Source organism: Gelidibacter gilvus (assembly GCF_004115975.1).
GTDB classification, from domain to species: Bacteria; Bacteroidota; Bacteroidia; order Flavobacteriales; family Flavobacteriaceae; genus Gelidibacter; species Gelidibacter gilvus.
Map to the genome: position 1 here is coordinate 40091 of NZ_SDDZ01000020.1, position 18779 is coordinate 58869.

At 40.6% G+C, this 18779-nt stretch carries 12 protein-coding genes and 1 pseudogene; 6 read left to right on the forward strand and 7 right to left on the reverse strand.

Translation table 11 applies throughout. The features are described from left to right. Positions 1-8: 8 nt before the first annotated feature. The 5 genes from ESZ48_RS18620 (at position 9) to ESZ48_RS18640 (ending at position 4820) form a co-directional block, all read left to right on the forward strand. Positions 9-626 carry an alpha/beta hydrolase gene (locus ESZ48_RS18620; RefSeq protein ID WP_129019013.1) on the forward strand — a complete coding sequence of 206 codons (618 nt, stop codon included), beginning with the start codon at positions 9-11 and terminating at the stop codon, positions 624-626. A 21-nt stretch (positions 627-647) separates the two neighbouring features. Next, positions 648-998: a cupin domain-containing protein gene (locus tag ESZ48_RS18625; protein WP_129019014.1), complete on the forward strand. Its 351-nt coding sequence runs from the start codon at positions 648-650 to the stop codon at positions 996-998. A 412-nt stretch (positions 999-1410) separates the two neighbouring features. Further along, on the forward strand, positions 1411-2658 hold the full coding sequence (locus ESZ48_RS18630; protein WP_129019015.1) for an amidohydrolase family protein: 1248 nt from the start codon (positions 1411-1413) through the stop codon (positions 2656-2658). Positions 2659-2794: 136 nt separating this feature from the next. Continuing rightward, complete coding sequence (locus ESZ48_RS18635) at positions 2795-3967, forward strand: MFS transporter (protein WP_129019016.1); 1173 nt, start codon at positions 2795-2797, stop codon at positions 3965-3967. A 121-nt stretch (positions 3968-4088) separates the two neighbouring features. After that, positions 4089-4820, forward strand: coding sequence for an MgtC/SapB family protein (locus ESZ48_RS18640; protein ID WP_129019017.1), 732 nt, complete (start codon positions 4089-4091; stop codon positions 4818-4820). 123 nt (positions 4821-4943) lie between these two features. Here ESZ48_RS18640 and ESZ48_RS18645 read toward each other — a convergent pair whose 3' ends face one another. Beyond that, positions 4944-7283 carry a patatin-like phospholipase family protein gene (locus tag ESZ48_RS18645; protein ID WP_129019018.1) on the reverse strand — a complete coding sequence of 780 codons (2340 nt, stop codon included), beginning with the start codon at positions 7281-7283 and terminating at the stop codon, positions 4944-4946. 153 nt (positions 7284-7436) lie between these two features. Next, complete coding sequence (locus ESZ48_RS18650) at positions 7437-9656, reverse strand: FUSC family protein (protein WP_223266509.1); 2220 nt, start codon at positions 9654-9656, stop codon at positions 7437-7439. A 293-nt stretch (positions 9657-9949) separates the two neighbouring features. Between ESZ48_RS18650 and ESZ48_RS18655 the strand changes: the two genes are divergently transcribed. Beyond that, positions 9950-11554, forward strand: coding sequence for an FMN-binding glutamate synthase family protein (locus tag ESZ48_RS18655; RefSeq protein WP_129019019.1), 1605 nt, complete (start codon positions 9950-9952; stop codon positions 11552-11554). Between the two features lie 346 nt (positions 11555-11900). Here ESZ48_RS18655 and ESZ48_RS18660 read toward each other — a convergent pair whose 3' ends face one another. From ESZ48_RS18660 to ESZ48_RS19410, 5 genes and pseudogenes are all read right to left on the reverse strand, one after another. Continuing rightward, complete coding sequence (locus tag ESZ48_RS18660; RefSeq protein ID WP_129019020.1) at positions 11901-13841, reverse strand: OmpA family protein; 1941 nt, start codon at positions 13839-13841, stop codon at positions 11901-11903. 20 nt (positions 13842-13861) lie between these two features. Continuing rightward, entirely contained in the window at positions 13862-14791 is a 930-nt protein-coding gene (locus ESZ48_RS18665) for a PorP/SprF family type IX secretion system membrane protein (RefSeq protein ID WP_190246308.1), read from the reverse strand. A gap of 16 nt (positions 14792-14807) precedes the next feature. After that, complete coding sequence (locus ESZ48_RS18670; protein ID WP_223266510.1) at positions 14808-16055, reverse strand: gliding motility-associated C-terminal domain-containing protein; 1248 nt, start codon at positions 16053-16055, stop codon at positions 14808-14810. Next, positions 16055-17551 (reverse strand): CshA/CshB family fibrillar adhesin-related protein, encoded by a 1497-nt coding sequence (locus ESZ48_RS18675; protein ID WP_129019023.1) that lies wholly within the window; start codon positions 17549-17551, stop codon positions 16055-16057. The genes ESZ48_RS18670 and ESZ48_RS18675 overlap by 1 nt, the downstream gene beginning before the upstream one ends. A 6-nt stretch (positions 17552-17557) precedes the next feature. Next, positions 17558-18779: pseudogene (locus tag ESZ48_RS19410) on the reverse strand (collagen-like protein); the annotation flags it as partial.

Genomic DNA, 18779 nt, shown 5'->3' on the forward strand with positions numbered 1-18779 from the left:
GAAAACGTATGCACAAGAAAAATATACAAACGGCGGGCAAATCTTTAAAAGAAGCCAAAAAAGCTTTAATTATGATCCACGGTCGTGGCGCAGATGCCCGTGATATCTTGGGTCTTGCTTCTCATTTTAAAGTGGCAGAATATGCGCTACTTGCCCCTGAGGCCACAAATAATACTTGGTATCCCTATTCATTTCTGGCCAAACCTGAGGAAAACGAGCCCTGGCTTTCTTCTGCTCTTGGCTTACTGAAGGACATGGTAGATGATATCATTGAACAAGGAATCCCTGCCGGAAACATTTACTTCTTGGGCTTTTCGCAGGGTGCCTGTTTGACCTTGGAATTTGTGACACGCCATGCCCAGAAATTTGGCGGAGTTGCAGCATTTACCGGCGGATTGATAGGCGATAAAATAAACCTGGAAAATTACTCTGGCGACTTTAACGGAACCCCGATTTTTATCGGAACCGGGAATCCAGATCCGCATGTACCAATAGAACGCGTCCACGATAGTGTTCATATCTTGACAGAAATGAATGCCAAAGTTTACCTACAGGTGCATGAAGGCCGTCCACATACCATCTCTCCAGATGAAGTGGAAGAAGCCAATCGCGTGATTTTTAAATAAGGTCAATAGCCATTTAAAACCATGATAAGAATTACCAGAGTTTATAGCGATAAAAGCGGAGAGAGTCACTTTGAGGATATTGACATGCCATTAAAGAATGATGGTGAAATCGGTTTTCTCTCTGATAAAATTCCAACTAAAGACATCATCTTTAGGACCGTAAAACCTGACTATGATTACGATTTCCACAATGCGCCACAAAAGCAATACATCATATTGCTGGATGGCGAAATTGAGATTGAAACGTCATTAGGCGAAAAAAGAACGTTCAAAGGCGGTGACATCTTGTTAATGGAAGATACCGAAGGTAAAGGCCATAAAACAAGAAACCTCCAGAATATTGAAAGAAGATCCATTTTTATAACGCTTTAAAACGGCAGTTAGCTATTCCCAATTCACTCTATATTCAAAGCTGTGAGGATGAATCTCAATTCCTCACAGCTTATATATCCCCACTACTACTTAGTTTTTAGAAATCTAGTGATGGCGTTTTTATCTCTCCTACTTTTTTTCTGAGCGACCTACTTTACCTCAATTCTGGCGCGATCCATAACCATTTGATTGGAGTTTCCAAAATCTTGGGTATTCCTTATTTATTTTTAGTGTTGTATAGCACCACCCACGTTCTTTCAATAATTGCCGTTTTACTGACCTAGATCATTTTAAGATTGAAATTATAGCTGTAAATTATCGATAGCTATCTGAAGTTTCATAATTGAACCTAATCTTGGGTTAACAATTCAGATAATCACAAAAAACAGTAACATCATAAAATTTAAATAACATGAAAAAAAAGTTTTTTAATGCGAAAATCTATCGCAACGAGAAAGCAACCGAAATGATTGTTGAAAATGGGAAAATCACCCAAATCGGAACCAATTTACCAAAATGTGATGAGGAGATTGACCTTGGTGGCAAGCTCGTCTTACCGCCTTATGTAGATCCGCATTTGCATTTGGATTATGTCTATACCTTATCTGAACTTGGACAGGCCGGAGCTGGTTCAGGAACCTTGTTTGAAGCGATTGAATTATGGCCAAAATTCAAAGAAACGCTCACTGTAGAAAGTGTGAAAAGATTGGCAATGAAGGGCATTAAAGATGAAGTTTCCCAAGGCGTACAACACATCCGAACCCATATTGATGTTACAGATCCGAATTTTACCGCATTGAAAGCGATGTTGGAAATGAAGGAAGAGTTAAAAGACATAGTTGATATTCAAATTGTTGCCTTTCCGCAAGAAGGCATGTACATGTATAAGGGCGGACTTGAGTTAGTGGAGGAAGCGCTTAAAATGGGAGCTGATGTTGTGGGAGGCATTCCACATTACGAACCTGCGCGAGAATTTGGAGACAAATCTGTTCACGATATCGTTCGTCTTGCTTTGAAATACGACAAAATGATTGATGTGCATTGTGATGAAACCGATGACACCCATTCGCGTTTTGTAGAGTTATTAAATGCGCTGGTCCTTATGGAAGATTATGGTACCAGAACCACGGCAAGTCATACGTGTTCGTTTGGTTCAGCTGATAATTCCTATGCATTTAGAATGATGGATTTATTCCAAAAAAGTAAGATGAACTTCATTTCCTGTCCTACTGAAAATGCTTATCTTCAAGGTCGTCAGGACACCTATCCAAAACGTCGTGGATTGACTAGAGTGAAAGAATTTATAGAATCAGGAATTAATGTGGCTTTCGCACAAGATTCCATTAACGATCCATGGTATCCAATGGGTAATGGAAATATGATGAATATTCTGGATAACGGAATTCACTTGGCCCAAACGATGTCTCCAGAAGAAATAAAAACAGCTTTTGATTTGATTACCTATAACGGCGCTCGTTGTTTAAACATTCAAGACAGTTATGGCTTGGAAGTAGGCAAAGCAGCTAACTTTATTGTTCTTAATGAATCTACTGTTTATGAGGCGATTCGTAAAAGAGTAGACGTATTGGCATCGGTTAGAAATGGTGATTTCTTATTCCGTCGTAAGGAGATGGCTTATGATGTTCCATTGAGCTTTTAAAGCTAATTTCACTGGTCATTAAAACAGCAAAAAATTAAAAAAGAATGTCGCCGTAACCTATTAGAAAATTAACTTTCTTTAGCAGAAGAAAACTAAATGGTTACGGCGACTTTCATTAGGTCTAAAAAATAAAACTATGAGCAAACAACATATTACGGCACAAGCCAAACGTGCTTTTCCATGGCTGATTATGATCTTGATGTCTTCAGTCACCTTTGTAGGAATACTTTCTGAGTTGATGCCTTCAGGCGTTCTCCCATTAATGATGGCCGATTTAAATATCAGCGAGGTGCAAACAGGAAATCTGGTAGGTTATTATGCCATCGCATCGGCAATATTTGCCATCCCGCTCATTTCTTTGACCATGCAATTCAACCGTAAATACCTGTTGATGATTTTGCTTGGAGGATTCGCCATTTCCAATATTATCGCAGGACTTGTTCACGATTATACGGTCATTATTGTTTTGAGGGTTATTGGTGGAATTTGTGCCGGAGTTATGTGGCCAATGATTGCCGCCTATGGCATGCGATTGGTAGATGAAAAAGATCACGGAAAAGCCATCGCAGTAATTATGGCAGGAACCACATTGGGCATTAGTATTGGAATGCCAATAATGACCTCCATCGGAAATGATTATGGTTGGAGAACAGAATTTATTGGACTTGGAGGCTTTATTATTGTAATTGCATTAATTAGTTTTTTTGCACTACCCTCAATTCCAGGAGAGAAATTGACTAAAAGCTCATCACCATTTGCACTGTTAAAAATACCAGCAGTTTTAATCGTTTTACTACTTACGCTACTTGGCGTTATCGCACACTATGGCGTTTACGTTTACATTACAAGTCTTGTTGATGAAATTCAACTGGCTGGAGGCGTTGAAAGTGCCTTATTATTTTTTGGAATCGGCTCTTTGATTTCCGTATTGTTGGCCATAAAATACACCGATAAACACTTGAGACTGCTTACCATTGCCATGTTCGGGTTGTTGATCATTTCTATGGTTATTTTTCTAATGTTCGGAAGAACAACTGGCATGGGTCACTTTGCTTTCTTTTTATGGGGACTTTCATTTGGTCCATTGGTCACCTTGTTACAGGCAGCCGTAAGCAGACAGGTAGAAACGGCAAAAGACGTCGCCACATCAGTTCAGTCTTCGGTATTCAACTTGTCCATTATGATCGCATCTTCGGCTGCGGGACTATTACTCGGGATTTACTCTCCAATGAGTTTAATTTACCTTGCCATTGCATTGTCAATACCGGGAATAATCATTTCATTTTTTGCTAGAAAGTCGTTAAGTTGATATTTGAGTTATGATACCTTATGATTATGTTTGTAGTTGGTTTTTCCTGTTTGAATTTGGAAGGATGATGTCGTCAAATTCTTTTCATGTCAACTATTTTGATGAATAAGTAAACTATTTTATGGACGGATTTGTGGAGATAACCGAATACATTTTTCGCATTGGCGCAGCATTTTTGCTAGGAGGTATTATCGGATTTGAGAGACAGTGGCAGCAAAAAGATGCCGGATTAAGAACAAACACCTTGGTTGCCATCGGCGCTGCATCGTATGTACTATTGTCTTTAGACCTCCATAGTCTTGCAGGAGGAGACCCTGGCAGAGTTACTGCTCAGATAGTCACAGGTATCGGTTTTATTGGTGCTGGCGTTATTATGAAGGACGGATTTGGAGTCAAAGGACTTAACACAGCAGCCACCATTTGGTGTTCTGCAGCGGTTGGAGCCTTGGCGGGGATGGGATTTTTCGTTGAAGCATTTGTGACTACTACGGCCGTGGTTTTGTCGCATATAATTCTAAGACCTGTTAGCATTCGATTATCGAAACTGTCAGCATATCGTAAAACTGTAGTTAAAGAAACTTACTATAAGGTCTCCATACAATGTTCTTTGAATATAGAATCTAACGTCAGGCTTTGGTTGTTAAGCCATATTGAAATTAATGATCAGTTATTACTGCGTTCTGTAAATAGAGATGTTTTAGAAACAAATCAAGATGAAGTCATAATTCAAGTGGAAGTAGCAACCATTGGCAATCAAGAACATTTATTAGAAACTTTGGTGACCAGTCTGATCATGAAATTGGAAGTTACTCGTGCTGGTTGGAAATTAGTGGGCCAAGAAACTGAGTTTTAGGAGAAACAGTATTTTTAGATTGAAAGCTTTACTTCGAAATCTTAAAACTCACTACGCATCCAATACTGTAACTGATCAGTAATACATTTTCGCTTAAGCGTATAGTTTAGTACAACGACTCTCTTAATTTGAGCGATTTAAAGGAAATCCTATGCCAATAAAAAATCGAAGCTTATTGGTACTATTGACCCACGAGACGTCAAAATTCACAGGGCCAAGAAGTGATTTATAAGAAACCTTAGCACCAACAGATGCCAGAAAACTAGGGTCTTCATAATTTTTCCATTTTCCTTTAGCAGAAAATGCATTGGGAAAATAATCACGAAAACTCCCAAAACCTACAGATGCGATTTCCATATGTGGAATAAAATAGAAATTTCGAAAGGTCTTTATTTGGAGACCAAGTCCCAACTTTATAAATTGACTGACCGCCAATTCACTTTCCGTTAAGCCAGAAAACGTATAATTGTCTGTTCTTGGATCTATAATATCTCCTCCTAAGAAATATTTTGCACCATAACCAAAAGTAGAAAAGAGAAAATCATTTTCTTCAGTTCTATTTCCAAATAAAAAACCAGAATTTAGACTTATCATTCCAGTTAAATTTGCGGTAAAAGGAACGATTTCTTCAAAATCAAGGCTCAATTTAGTGTACTCGGTGCCAACTTCGTAAATATCATCAATATTGGGGTCAACATAGATCGTTTCAACTTTGTTTTGTAATGATCTTGCCAAAACGGCTTGAATTTGAGTGCCTTTGGTAGGATAGAGCACATCATTTAAATTACTGAATTTAAACTGGGCATAAAGCTCATAAGTTGCAAAACTATACTGTTCTAAATTAAGAATATTGTTGGACAAGTTGGGATCGATTGTGGGTTTTAATTTGCTGTATTTATATTTCAAACCAAAGCCGGCATGACTCTTTAAAGCGCTTAGATTTCTATTGATCTGATTGTCAAATTCAAAATAATGAAACTTCGCCTTATCCACATTTTTTCCTTCAATAAATAATTTTTGTTCAAGAAGTTGTCCAAATACTTCGGTTCGCCACCACCAGTCCCTGTCCTCCCCAAAATTTTTCTGGTACTGCACACGTGCTTTTGGCTGCTCTGCAATATCTAAGGTAATGATAGAGCGTGATGCCTGTCCAATAATATTCCGACCTGTATAATTAGCAATAAGCCCAGCGCCACGATAGCCATCAAAGTGCAAAGAGCCTTTAAGTTGATGCTTCGATTTTTCAACACCTTTTAAACTGAGACCAAATTTACCATCCTCTCTTAAACGTGCAAATTCGATATCTTTAAAGATTGTTGTGCCCATGGCTCTGCCTAATCCATCTTCAATGTCTTGCTTCGTATATTCTTGATGAGGATAAATTGCTGTTCTTGCCTTAACAAGTGCCAAATTCGATTTACTGATATCTTGATAAACGATGGTATCAAATACAAATTCGGTTCTCGCAACAGGGAGTTCGTGCTTCCTTTGTTCAAAATTTTTCAAGCTATTTCCTAAATCGACCAAAGCATCAATTTGTTGATGGGTTGCAATCTTCCCCACTTCATAAATCTCGTTCGCTTTGAAAAAGTCTGACGAGGAATAGGTTAGATAAGGGGCGTGATCAATGAGAATATCACAAAGTTCACGGTTTGCCGGTCGTTTTGTATTACTATTCATCATACTCCCTTGAAACAGTAAGGCACTAATACTGTTTAAACTTTCTATTGTTTTTGGGTCGTCACCCACATCACTCCCGATGATGATGTCTGCGCCCAAATTTTTAGCAATATCTGCAGGGAAATTATTTAGCAATCCGCCATCTACTAAAAGTGTATTCTTATATCGTATTGGTGAAAAGACGCCTGGTATGGACATACTGGCACGCATTGCCATGGCTAGAGAACCTTGGTCTAAAATAACCTCCTTTCCATTTATAATGTCCGTTGCAACCGCCCTAAAAGGAATCGGTAAATTATCAAACTGCTCAATCTCATAGCTAGGAACGGCTAAAAAAGCAATAAACTCTCTCAAATTTTGATCATTAAGAATATAAAGACCTGTATTGATATTCCCATTTTTAAAATCCAATTCAATTAAATATTTATTGTACTCGCTCTTTTCTTCCGCACCAACATTATTAAGGGATACTTTTCCGCCCAATAATTTTTCCCAATTGGCGTTTTTTGTGAGGTTAGCAATACTATCGCCAGAATATCCCATGGCATAAAGTCCGCCAACAATACTCCCCATGCTGTTGCCTACTATTAAGTCTGGAACAATATGTAAAGAATCCAATACTTGAAGCGTACGGATATGCGCAATCCCCTTTGCTCCTCCTCCGCTCAAAACCAACGCAACTTTTGGCTTTTTTTCCTGAGCAAAAACTACTTGTGACCATGCAGCAAAAAAAATCAGCACTAACAGATTCCTTATTTTTTTTGATTGTAAAATTTTGACCATTTCTAAAATGTTATGATTTTCAAAATTAAAAGATTCATACCGATGTCAGCTAAACTAATTAAAGAATCATTTTAATTTCGCTTCTAGACGCTATTTTAAAACATGTTAACTTGTGAATTGTTATATTAAAAAAGAACCGGATTTCATTAGTTATCAATCCAAATTGACTGATTTTGCCAGTTTCAGCATTTTCCGACTTATTGAGAATAACCATTCCAATTGTTCCCAAACCAAATGGGTTTCTTGAAGTCCGCGTACGGTTTCTTTGTCTGTAGATCCCAAATTACTAATTTCTAAAGAATTGAAAGTCGGCAACGGCTCCTCAAGAAGAAGATCGTTTTCAGAGCGCCCCTCAACCTCACAGGTCTTATCTTTTAAGCATTGGAGCACCTGCTCCAGGTTTTTCTCTATATTTTCTGTTGCAGTTTTAAATCGTTCGGATGCCGCAGTGGTATCATAATGCTTTATGTAGGTGCTTAATGAAGCCAATGAAGCTAAAAAATTATGGTTCAAGACGACCAATTCATAAACTTTATCCATTTCCCTTTGTTTCGATTTAGGTTCTTGTGTCATCCGCTGAAAAGCCGAACTGAGATTGGACGTTTCTAAAAATGCCTGTTTACGAGCTATATTGTAGGAGGTTGGTATGTTTCCCTTCCGCTGATAATACTCGGTAATTTTTTGGAGAAAATCCTTGTTGGCCTGGACACTTTTCTCAATACTTTCCTTCATTTCAACAAACTCCCAAGCGGGCCAAAGCCACAACATCGCCATATAAGAGAGTCCAGCACCGACCAAAGTATCCAAGATGCGGAATTTGATTAAGCCCAGGACGTCAGGGATAAGAATAGCATAAATAAAGACCACACTTAATGTAATAAAAGTTGCTGAAGCCTTATAATTTTTTTGTACCAAGGAAATTGCAATTACCAAAGAAATGACGCCCATAATGCCGTACACATAAGGATCCTGAATCAGAAAAACCACACCAAAGGCAATCGCACCGCCAATAAGTGTACCGATCATACGATCTTTCGCCCGATTTCTTGTGAGTCCGTAGCTGGGGCGCATGATCACGACAATGATCAACAAGATAGAATATGGATTCTGAAAGGCGAAGATCGAGCCCAGCGCATAACCTATCATCACTGTAACCGCCAACCGCACCGAATGTCTAAAAATGGTCGACTTAAAACTAAAGCTCCTAAAGTACAGCGTAGGATCATAATCTTGGGGTGCGATAAAGCGTCTGGCTTTTTTTCTATCTATAAAATCGGTTTCATCAATAGTATGCTCCCCTAAAAGCCTTTTTATTATTTTAAGTTTTTCAGACTGTGTTTCTTGGTATTCAAGCAGATTTTGAAGCATAAGATATTCCTCGTAATACTCGGTTTCACGAAGTAAGGTCACCTCATGTCTTACGTTTACAAAACATTCACTCATAGCAGTGTTCTTGGGCAATTTCCTAGGATCATTTCCCGCTTCTGAAATCATCCGTAATTGAGAAGACATCTCAAAAATCAGATCCTGAAATCTTTTAACGAATTGGGGATGGGCGTTAAAGAGTGCATCCATCCGATCATAATTGACAGGATTTGCAACTGCCGTTTCCAGCATTTCTATCAGTTGGGCAAATATCAACAGGCGCTTATTCTGATAATTGGACCACCCAGACGCCTTTCTGGAAAGTATCAAAATCTCCCTCAGGGTTTCATGGTTCGTGGTAAGATCACTTTGAAGTTTAAGTAATTGGGATTGTAATTTCACATGGTCTTCATGTGGGTCCATCAAATTCCCTCGTGTTTCTATAAATTCTGCGGTAAGCAAATAAGTTTCGGATAAAAACTCTTCGGTTTCTGCCTTTGGGTTGATGCGATACCAAGCTTTGGACAGGAGCAAATACCAAAGTCCACCAGCTCCCAACAACAAAGCATACTGATAGATTTCCAGTTCTGATTCAAGTGAGAAACTCAATACGAAGGCCATAAGACCGGAAAAACTGATGAGCGAGGCACGAAAACCATATACTGAAATTTGAGCAATGGCAAAAGTGATCAACCCCAATACCGGAAGCAGCAGCCAGAGTTCAAAATGCAGATAGCCCTTTATGAAACTCACAATCATAACCAATGTCGCGGAAAAAAGAATCCCGAACTTTTTATGACGGAAACTGCCAATGACGTCGCTGGGCGAGCTCCAAAAGGCACCAAAGCTGAGTGCCAATCCAATTTCAAGATATCCAAGCTCTATGCCTATGAGTACAGGCAAAGTAACTGCAATACCCACCCTTATGGCCTTTGAAAAACTGATGCTTCTTAAAAACTGTAGCAGTTCCTTAACATTCTCGGAAATAAAAACTCTAACAGTATTCAAGGTAAAATGATTTATATGCTAATATAAGGTTTATTGCAAAATTGATTCTATCTAATAAAGTAATTGATTGGAAGCCAAAAGAAAAACTTGACAACGTATTTAAATCACCAATGACTGACAAGTACAGCACATTGTCAATTATAAATTCCATTCCCTCAAAATACAAGCTCAGTTCTCTTAATTACATCTTTATATTTAGTAATTTACACTCAGTAATAAACGGATTATTAAAAATTCACAAGAAGGCTATGTCAATCCACAAAACATATCTGTGAGCCTAAAAAAATTCTGTTATGCGAATCAACTTTTATATCATATCAAGTGCTTCACTCTTGATAACCCTCGGATTAGCTATTTTTTTGAGTCCAAATTGGTATGTGCTATTTGCAATTATCTTAGCCCTGACCATTTTAGGATATTACGACGTTTTTCAAACCCGACATACCATTATGCGGAATTATCCGGTACTAGGGAGACTCCGCTATTTATTGGAAGATTTACGACCAAAAATGTATCAGTATTTTATTGAATCTGATATTGATGGTCGTCCTTTTAATCGCGTCGATCGCTCCACAGTATATCAACGGGCAAAAGGCGTACGGGACACGATTCCGTTTGGTACGCAGCTAGATCTCTATGCCGAAGGCTACGAATGGATTTGTCATTCCATCGCACCAAGACCTTTTGAGAGCTTAGATCATGATCCGCGATTTCTGATAGGAAACAAGGCTTGTAAACACCCATATTCCGCAAGTATTTTGAATATTGCAGCCATGAGTTTTGGTGCCATTAGTGCCAACGCCGTTGAAGCTTTGAATGCCGGTGCCAAAATTGGGAATTTTGCGCATAATACAGGAGAAGGTGGCTTGAGCGATTATCATTTAAAACACGGTGGCGATCTCATTTGGCAAATTGGTACGGCGTATTTTGGATGCCGGGATGAGGAAGGAAAATTCAATCCAAATCTTTTTGCTGAAAAGGCAAAACATCCGAATGTAAAAATGATCGAACTCAAAATTTCTCAAGGTGCCAAACCTGGGCATGGTGGTATTTTACCAGCCGAGAAAAACTCAGAGGAAATCGCTCGAATTAGGCATATTACACCACATACTAGGGTCAACTCCCCACCCTACCACTCCGCTTTTGACACCCCTCTTGAAATGGTGCAGTTCATTCAAAAGTTAAGAGATCTATCGGGCGGAAAACCGGTGGGCTTCAAATTGTGTATTGGTTATAAAAGTGAGTTTATATCCATTTGTCAAGCCATGATAGACTTGGATATATATCCGGATTATATTGCCGTAGATGGTGGAGAAGGTGGCACTGGAGCGGCACCGCCTGAATTCAGTAATTATGTGGGTGCGCCCTTGATTGACGGTCTCGATTTTGTCCATAATATTCTTAACGGATTGGATATCAGAAAACACATAAAACTTATTGCATCAGGCAAGATTACTTCTGCTTTTCACGTTGCTCGAGTCATTGCTTTGGGTGCCGACGGCTGTTATCAGGCACGCGCCATGAAAATGGCTTTGGGCTGTATTCAAGCCTTATTGTGCAATACCAATAAATGTCCCACCGGAATCACCACTCAGGATCCGAGACTGACGATAGGCTTGGTTGTTGAAGACAAAAAAATACGTGTGGCCAATTACCATGAAAAGACTATTAAAAATTTTGTTGAACTTTTGGGCGCTACCGGTTTGGATGAACCAAAAAACTTGACACGTTCTCATATTTACCGACGTGTTTCTCTAAATGCCATGATTACTTATGAAGAACTTTTCCCGTCGATAACACCAGGAGCGATGCTTAATGGAGTCATTCCAGAAAAATATAAATCGGATTTTGCCCATGCCAATAAAAACCGTTGGGGCATCCATCCGATAGCGATATAATTAGGATTGTTTTTAGTTGATCCTAAAATAGCCAAGTAAAAGTTTCGTGATTGAGGGTGTCCCAAGATTTCAATCTGAAGTATTCCTAGTGCTTTAGGTGGGTCATTTTTATTGAGACTATCAACTTTTTACTGACGATATATGATATTATTGAAACCTATTCTTAAAGTATATTTGATTAAATCTTTCTAACATCATCCACCAATTAGGCTTGAGACCGAGAATGGTTATTTCTTTCATTACACCCAATCTACCATCATGATCAAAAACAAAAAACCGAAGACATAGCTTCGGTTTTTTTTAGATACTGGATATAAGTTAGGGTTTATATTTTTGCATCTGACTTTTAATCTATAATAATAAATTCTGAACGTCTGTTTTTCTGATGCTCTTCGGCAGAACATGGAACCCCATTGGTACAGTTGTTCACTAGTTTGCTCTCTCCAAATCCGACGGCTTGCAATCTCGATTCTGGGACGCCATTTTCAACCAAATATTTTAAGGTGGAGGTCGCACGACGTTGTGAAAGCCCTTTATTATAGGCATCATTTCCTCTACTATCAGTATGTGAACGGATCTCCAATCTCAAGTTTGGATATTGGTTGAGAACCGCCAAGACTTTTTCCAGTTCCACTTGAGCGTCATTTCTAATATCGGATTTATCAAAATCAAAATAGATGATCGGGATGTTCAATACCTTGGCCAAGTCGGTTCCAGGAACCAAGGCAACTTCGTTGGTCTGCAATTGGAAGTTGAACTGCTGGTGCTCAAGATTTGGTTTAGACAGGACCTCATCGGAATCGTAAGTTTTCTTGGACACTTTCACAAAATAGGTTTCGAATTTATCGGTCTCAACCGTATAAAAGCCTTCGCCGTTGGTCTGTACCTGTTTATAGATCTTATTGTTGGAATCGGTCAGCACGATAGTAGCGCCACCAATAGGCAGTTCGGTCTGCTTGTCAGTGACATAGCCATCGATTTGTGCAAAATAGAGATCTATGATTGGAGCTGTCTCCAAGAATGTATAAATATTATCGTAAACAAAGGTGTTTCCAGTTTCCGAACGGTTAGAACTTATAAAACCCCTTTGGCTCGACTGATCTATACCAAAGGCAAAATCATCGGCATAGGTATTAATGGGAGCGCCAACGTTCAATAGGTTGCCAAAGCCATCATCCTTGATCTTGACATAGAACACATCTAGACCGCCCAATCCAAAATGGCCATCAGATGAGAAATACAGTTCGTGGTCTGCAGAAACAAACGGGAAGGTTTCCTTACCTCTCGTATTGATTTCCGGTCCCAAATTAATTGGTTCCCCAATGCTTCCATCGGTATTGATAGTGGACACATAGAGATCTGACTCTCCAAAGCCTCCAGGACGGTCCGATGAAAAATAAAGCTTTGTGCCATTTGGACTCAATGCCGGGTGTGCGCTGGAAAAATGATCACTGTTGATGGACAGTTCTTCTGCTTCCTGCCATTTGTTGTTTATTTTTTCTGACCTATAGATCTTTAATTTTTGATCGTCCTTTCTGTTCTTGGCGGTGATATTGCTCCGTGTAAAATACATGGTATTGTTATCTGCCGTAAATACAGGTGACGATTCGTGGAATTTACTGTTCAAGGTCCCCGTAAGTTTTTCAGAATGGCCAAGAGCCTGGTTCAGGGAATCCACTTCGATGCTGTAAAGTGATAAAAAACTCAGACCGTCCCAAGCACTCCTCTTGTTCAAAAACGTTTTGGTGTCGCTCGTTGATGCATAGTAAAGGGTGTTCCCCGATTTGAAATAACCAAAGGAGATCTTATCTTCATCATAGACCTTTGCTAGGGCTTCCATCTCGTACCTTCCTGAGTTCTGTTGAATCAGATCGGCATAGTTCCGTGCATTTCTTCCAGATTTCAAACCACTTTTAGCCGTGAAGGTATCGTAATAATTTGAAGCATCAACAGTGTTCCCGGTGGCTTTTAGAGCTTGGGAATAGCGTAGATAAACGATGTCGTTCTCAGGTTCTGGGTTCAGTTCAAACAAGCGTCCGTACCATTTTACAGCCTGGTCATATTGCGCGTTAAAATAATAACTGTTGGCCAGTTTCGTAAAAAGCTCGTCAGATTGATGGCCTTTTTCGGCAACTTCCAGATAGATCTTTTGGGCATTGACAAAATCCAATTGCGCGTAGTTTTCTGCAGCTTTCTCCAATTTTTTATCCTGTCCCTGAACCAAGGCCATACTTGAAAAACCGAGAAAAAACAAAAAGAAACTATATATGGTAATACTATTTTTCATGACATCTTTTTTAAATACAATTAAAAGAACCTTGGATTTACTTTCGCTCTCATCCTTGTGCCAAGTTCAAAGCGAAGAAATATCTCGTGCGAGCCATCATTATAATTCCCCAGTGCAGTGGTATCGTAATCATAGGAATAGCCAATCATGATATGGTCTGAGATCTGGAATCCTGCCAGGGCACTTACTGCGGCGTCCAAGCGATAAGCCAGACCAAAAGTTAGGTTATCGTTCAACAGGGCATTCGCCGAAAAATCAAGCGCCAAGGGGGCTCCGACGACGGCTTTGGCCAAGATGGCCGGTTTAAGTTTAAAGTTCGGATTGATATCGAACACATAGCCTCCTATGAGATAAATATGAGTCTTTTCGGTGGCGGTGGACACTTGAACATCGTCGTAATGTTGGGTCTCCAACATATTAGGCGATGAAAGCCCCACGTACCATTTTTCCGTATGCAGATAAAGTCCAACCCCAACTACCGGAGAGCTGTTGTTCTGTTGCCTAAGGTCATAATCGTTGGGATCGTAGATATTCAATTTATTCGGATCCAAGTCCCAAATGGAGACCCCGCCCTTCATCCCAAAGGACAGTTTCAAGTCGTTTGCCATGGGTATGGTATAAGAAAAATCTGCAGTGACCAGGCTCTCCGATGAGGGACCAATCTGATCGCTGGTAAAACCAAGTCCCAGTCCCACACCTTTCACACCTATTGGCGAGTGCATTGAGAAATTAAGCGTTTTTGGAGCACCGTCCAAGCCAACCCATTGGTTTCTATAGACCCCAAGAATACTTAAAGAGCCACGTGAACCTACATAGGCAGGATTGACACTTATGGTATTGTACATGTATTGGGTATACTGAGAGTCCTGTTGTGCCTGGGCAGAAGGTAACATGAACAGCAGACTTCCGAACAATACGAGAACAAGTAAATTTGATTTTTTAATAGTCATAGGAATTCGATTCATGTTATTCAGAACTTAGGTATAAAAATCCAGCTTGCTTATGAAAATTTTGTTCCGCTTCTAAACCATATTGATATTCTAGGATATAATAGTAGGTACCAAAAGGTAATTTTTCAGAGTTTTTAAATGTCAGACGACCGGATGAAAAGCCATCAAAAACGTTGCCGCTGACGCCATAATTGGTGGTCTCGTAAACCTTTACCCCCCAGCGGTTAAAAATCTGGACCTTAAGGTTATTGGCGCACTGGTTGCTGTTGGACAGATCGATCAGGAAAAAATCGTTCTTGCCATCGCCATTGGGCGTCACCGAGTTATATACAACAATGTTACACGGTAGCACAAGATTGGATTTGACACGGGCAAAAGTAAAGACGCCATAATCGTTGACTGCCGTTGTAACGGTCTGGTTATCGATATCGATGGCACCACCTTCGTCCACCCACATGTTTGTGGCAGCGTTCCAGCGTACAATGGTCAAGTCGCCCAGTTCTGCACCGGCGATCATTGAAGCCGGCGTGGTCACATCTCTCCAAGAAAGTGTGATCAGGCCATTATCGGTACTGCTGCTGTTTTTTTCTATGGTCCAATATTCCTGGTTGTCAATTTCCTTGATCACGCCAGCTTTGAGTGCATGCGGGTAAAGAGCATCGGAATTCTCAAAAAAGTATTTGCCCTCAAAAAAAGCATCGGCGTTCTCGGGATCGGAAATCCCCGCAAAACGATAGTAACCACCATCACCGATCGGGAAGGTGAATTCTCCTTCGCCCACCTTATTTACAGGACCGTCCACGTGACTACCGTCTGAAGTATTGCTATGGTAACCGTTGGTATTGAAAGTTATTTCGCCACCAAAATTGTCGTTGTCCACAATGCCATCATAAAAATCGGATTCACCACTAATATGTAAGTGCCCCAATAATTGGAATGGCACCGCATGGCTGGAATTGTTGAAATAAACGTTATAGAGGTAACTGATCTTTGTACCACTGAGCATCTGGTCAGAACTTCCGATAAATCGGGTAAGTCCCGTATTTAAGTGAAAATCTACGATGCCATCGTTGTTAAAGTGATTGTAGATGAAAGCATCCCCATCGTTAAAATACGACCCCGTGGCAAGGTTGTCAAAACGCTCGACTGTTGAGAACTGGGTGGCTTCACTGACGTAAAGTATCCCTCCATTGCTGGTCTGCGCCATCATATTAAAAGTAATGAGCAGGAAAAAACTGATATGGAATATAGAATTTTTCATCATTAATTTTTAAATTTTCCTCTACTATGGATCATAGGGTTGGTTACCGCAGGGATTAATATATTCAGCTTATGATCTTCTACCTCTCCTGTATTTACCGTTTCGGTAGGACTGATATTAGGTGTTTCTGAAAGTCTCAGTCTTATAAATGTACCATACGCTACGCGCGAAGGAGGAACCGTCCATTCCATGACCACACTTCCTGGAAGACCTCCGGTTGAAGGCGCAAAAATCTCTATTTTTTCACTGGGATCAAAAGTACCGCTTCGGTCAAAGTCAATCCATCCTGCAATATAACCATCTCTACGACTACTGTAAGGGATGGTTGCAGTAATAAGGGAATTTGGCACATACACCTTATAAGAGTATGTTTTAAGTGCCTCTGGCCAAGCATCTTCTTCAAGTGTTCCTGCATCCCCATGGTTATTATCGCCCATCGCATCGTTTGAATATAACGGAACCCGTTCCGTATCAGGTGCTGTACTGCCCAAATGACTTAATTCAGCATTAGGGATTAAGCCTCCTGGTTGGTAAGCTAAAGTGTTGATATTGGTCGCAGCACTACTTCCTGCAGGGACTGGTGCAATACCATCCCCACTAAAATTCAATCTTTGAATCAGGTGCATTGGATAGCCATAAGACTCCGGTGCATCTCCGCCATCCACATCGGGAGGCAATAAGCCCAAGGCTATGGCAGTTAATCCACCTCCTTTAATTATGGCATCAACGGTCACAGAAAGATCGGGATTAGTAGCAGCCTTATTATAGGCAGATTCATTGAACTTTAAAAAGGATACTGCCATGGTTCCTTGATCATTTCCTCTAAGAAATTTCATGGTTCTCCTTGAAGTTGCTACGCTTCCAACATTTACAATCTCTTTTCTAACAGTATAAGGACCAGATGATAAATTTTTATTGACTTCCACTAAGGTCCAATCGCCATCCGCAGTTGTATGAATATATTCTCGACCATTAACCTGTGCTAAAGACTCTGCATCAGCCACAACCAATCCTGCAAGTCTTACCGGCACACCATCTATCGAGGCTTTGCATACAATACTCATTGTGATAGTGTTATCATCAACCTCGTTTCTAATTCCTGACACCAACTTATTGTCAGTACCAGTTCCTCCAATATGATACAAATCATCGAGATAATCTCCTGACCAATTTCCTGGTGCATAAGATATAATTCCCCCTCCTGATATAGCCGTGATCTCAGCTTCGATACATAGCCATTGGTCAAGTCCTAATGGAATGGAGGCATAAGATTTGGCACCCACGGCCAACGCTTGACCATGTCTTCCATGAGGGAAGTCAGCTTGGCTGTTAGACCCCCAAGTCAACCATAATACATCATCGATATACGGGCTAGAGCCACCAGTTGCAAAGGAGGCCGTCACTACTCGATTTTGATAGCATTGTGCTTGCAACTTGTTATAAGTTGCAAGCATTATTAATGCTATACCTAATAGGATAGGTTTTGTTTTAAAGTACATAGTCAATTAAGGTTTTACAGAGAATACAATGTTCATAAAGGAAGCCATCGTGACATCTGCACCAGCTCTGATGGTGTAGGTCAATATTCCTCCATCGTCGACCACTACATTATCGAAAACAGTAGTATCGTACCACGTGATAAAATAATCCAACTCACTGGCTGGCAACACTGGTAAGCTCGTCGTAGCGCCTGGGTTCCACGCAGCTGGTGAACCAAACTGATCACTGTATTTGTCATAAAGGTTGATAGTTCCAAAAGTATCACCGGATGGTACTTGATCTGCAGCAGTATAAACAACAACAGAAGGCATATAAAAGAACGTAGGCATGGCCGCTTTTAACTGCTTTATAACGCCAGATGTTCTATCTATCACTAAAATGTCATCCTGAAAAGTGCCAGGTTGCAATCCAGTCAGCGCTAAAGTAGCTGTGGCGCTTGTAGCGATTGCCGTAGCCTTGATTAATGTCCCACCCAATTGAACAGCATCTGCTGTAGCATCAACGTTTAATCCGTTGTTGGCTTGAACGTCCAAAGCATTGGTTGTTGTGTTTTTCACCATCCCAGCACCAGCAACATCAGCATGAACTTTTGCAGGGGTTACTGCTGCATCCGCCAACTTAACCGTGGTGATACCAGCGTCTGCAACCCTGATATTGGCATCTAATAGTGTTGCTCCTGTACCATCTGTAACGGTAATGGAAGTGTCACCCGCGGTTAGGTCTTTAGGGTCTACAACGCCATGTGGACCTTGTGGACCTTCTGGGCCTGTTGGACCTGTTAAATCTGAAGAGGTATAGGTTGTATTATTGGTATAGGTAATAGTAAATGTACCATCACCATTATCAACAATAGAGTCAATTCCAATTCCGTTGGTACCTGCAGTTCCAGTTGCTCCGGTTGCTCCAACTGGACCGATTGGACCGGTTGCTCCTGGAAGACCTTGTGGGCCTTGTGCACCATCTTGACCATCAGCACCTGCTGGGCCTTGTGGACCTGCTGGACCTGTAGCTCCAACTGCACCGGCTGGGCCTTGTGCCCCCTGAATTCCTTGATCACCTTGGTCTCCCTTTTCACCAGGTATTCCTTGAGGACCTTGATTGCCTTGTGGACCCTGTGCTCCATCGGCACCATTATTTCCATCAGCACCTGCTGGGCCTTGTGGACCTGTTGCTCCTTGAGGACCTTGATCTCCTGTATCACCTTTCGGACCTTGTGCTCCAGCTGGA

What these genes read in the sequence shown, in the direction of transcription:
- ESZ48_RS18635 (WP_129019016.1), top strand. Translation starts at nt 2,795, where the DNA reads ATGAGCAAACAACATATTACGGCACAAGCCAAACGTGCTTTTCCATGG.
- ESZ48_RS18675 (WP_129019023.1), bottom strand. Translation starts at nt 17,551, where the DNA reads ATGTACTTTAAAACAAAACCTATCCTATTAGGTATAGCATTAATAATG.
- ESZ48_RS18655 (WP_129019019.1), top strand. Translation starts at nt 9,950, where the DNA reads ATGCGAATCAACTTTTATATCATATCAAGTGCTTCACTCTTGATAACC.
- ESZ48_RS18670 (WP_223266510.1), bottom strand. Translation starts at nt 16,055, where the DNA reads ATGATGAAAAATTCTATATTCCATATCAGTTTTTTCCTGCTCATTACT.
- ESZ48_RS18625 (WP_129019014.1), top strand. Translation starts at nt 648, where the DNA reads ATGATAAGAATTACCAGAGTTTATAGCGATAAAAGCGGAGAGAGTCAC.
- ESZ48_RS18645 (WP_129019018.1), bottom strand. Translation starts at nt 7,283, where the DNA reads ATGGTCAAAATTTTACAATCAAAAAAAATAAGGAATCTGTTAGTGCTG.
- ESZ48_RS18640 (WP_129019017.1), top strand. Translation starts at nt 4,089, where the DNA reads ATGGACGGATTTGTGGAGATAACCGAATACATTTTTCGCATTGGCGCA.
- ESZ48_RS18660 (WP_129019020.1), bottom strand. Translation starts at nt 13,841, where the DNA reads ATGAAAAATAGTATTACCATATATAGTTTCTTTTTGTTTTTTCTCGGT.
- ESZ48_RS18620 (WP_129019013.1), top strand. Translation starts at nt 9, where the DNA reads ATGCACAAGAAAAATATACAAACGGCGGGCAAATCTTTAAAAGAAGCC.
- ESZ48_RS18630 (WP_129019015.1), top strand. Translation starts at nt 1,411, where the DNA reads ATGAAAAAAAAGTTTTTTAATGCGAAAATCTATCGCAACGAGAAAGCA.
- ESZ48_RS18665 (WP_190246308.1), bottom strand. Translation starts at nt 14,791, where the DNA reads ATGACTATTAAAAAATCAAATTTACTTGTTCTCGTATTGTTCGGAAGT.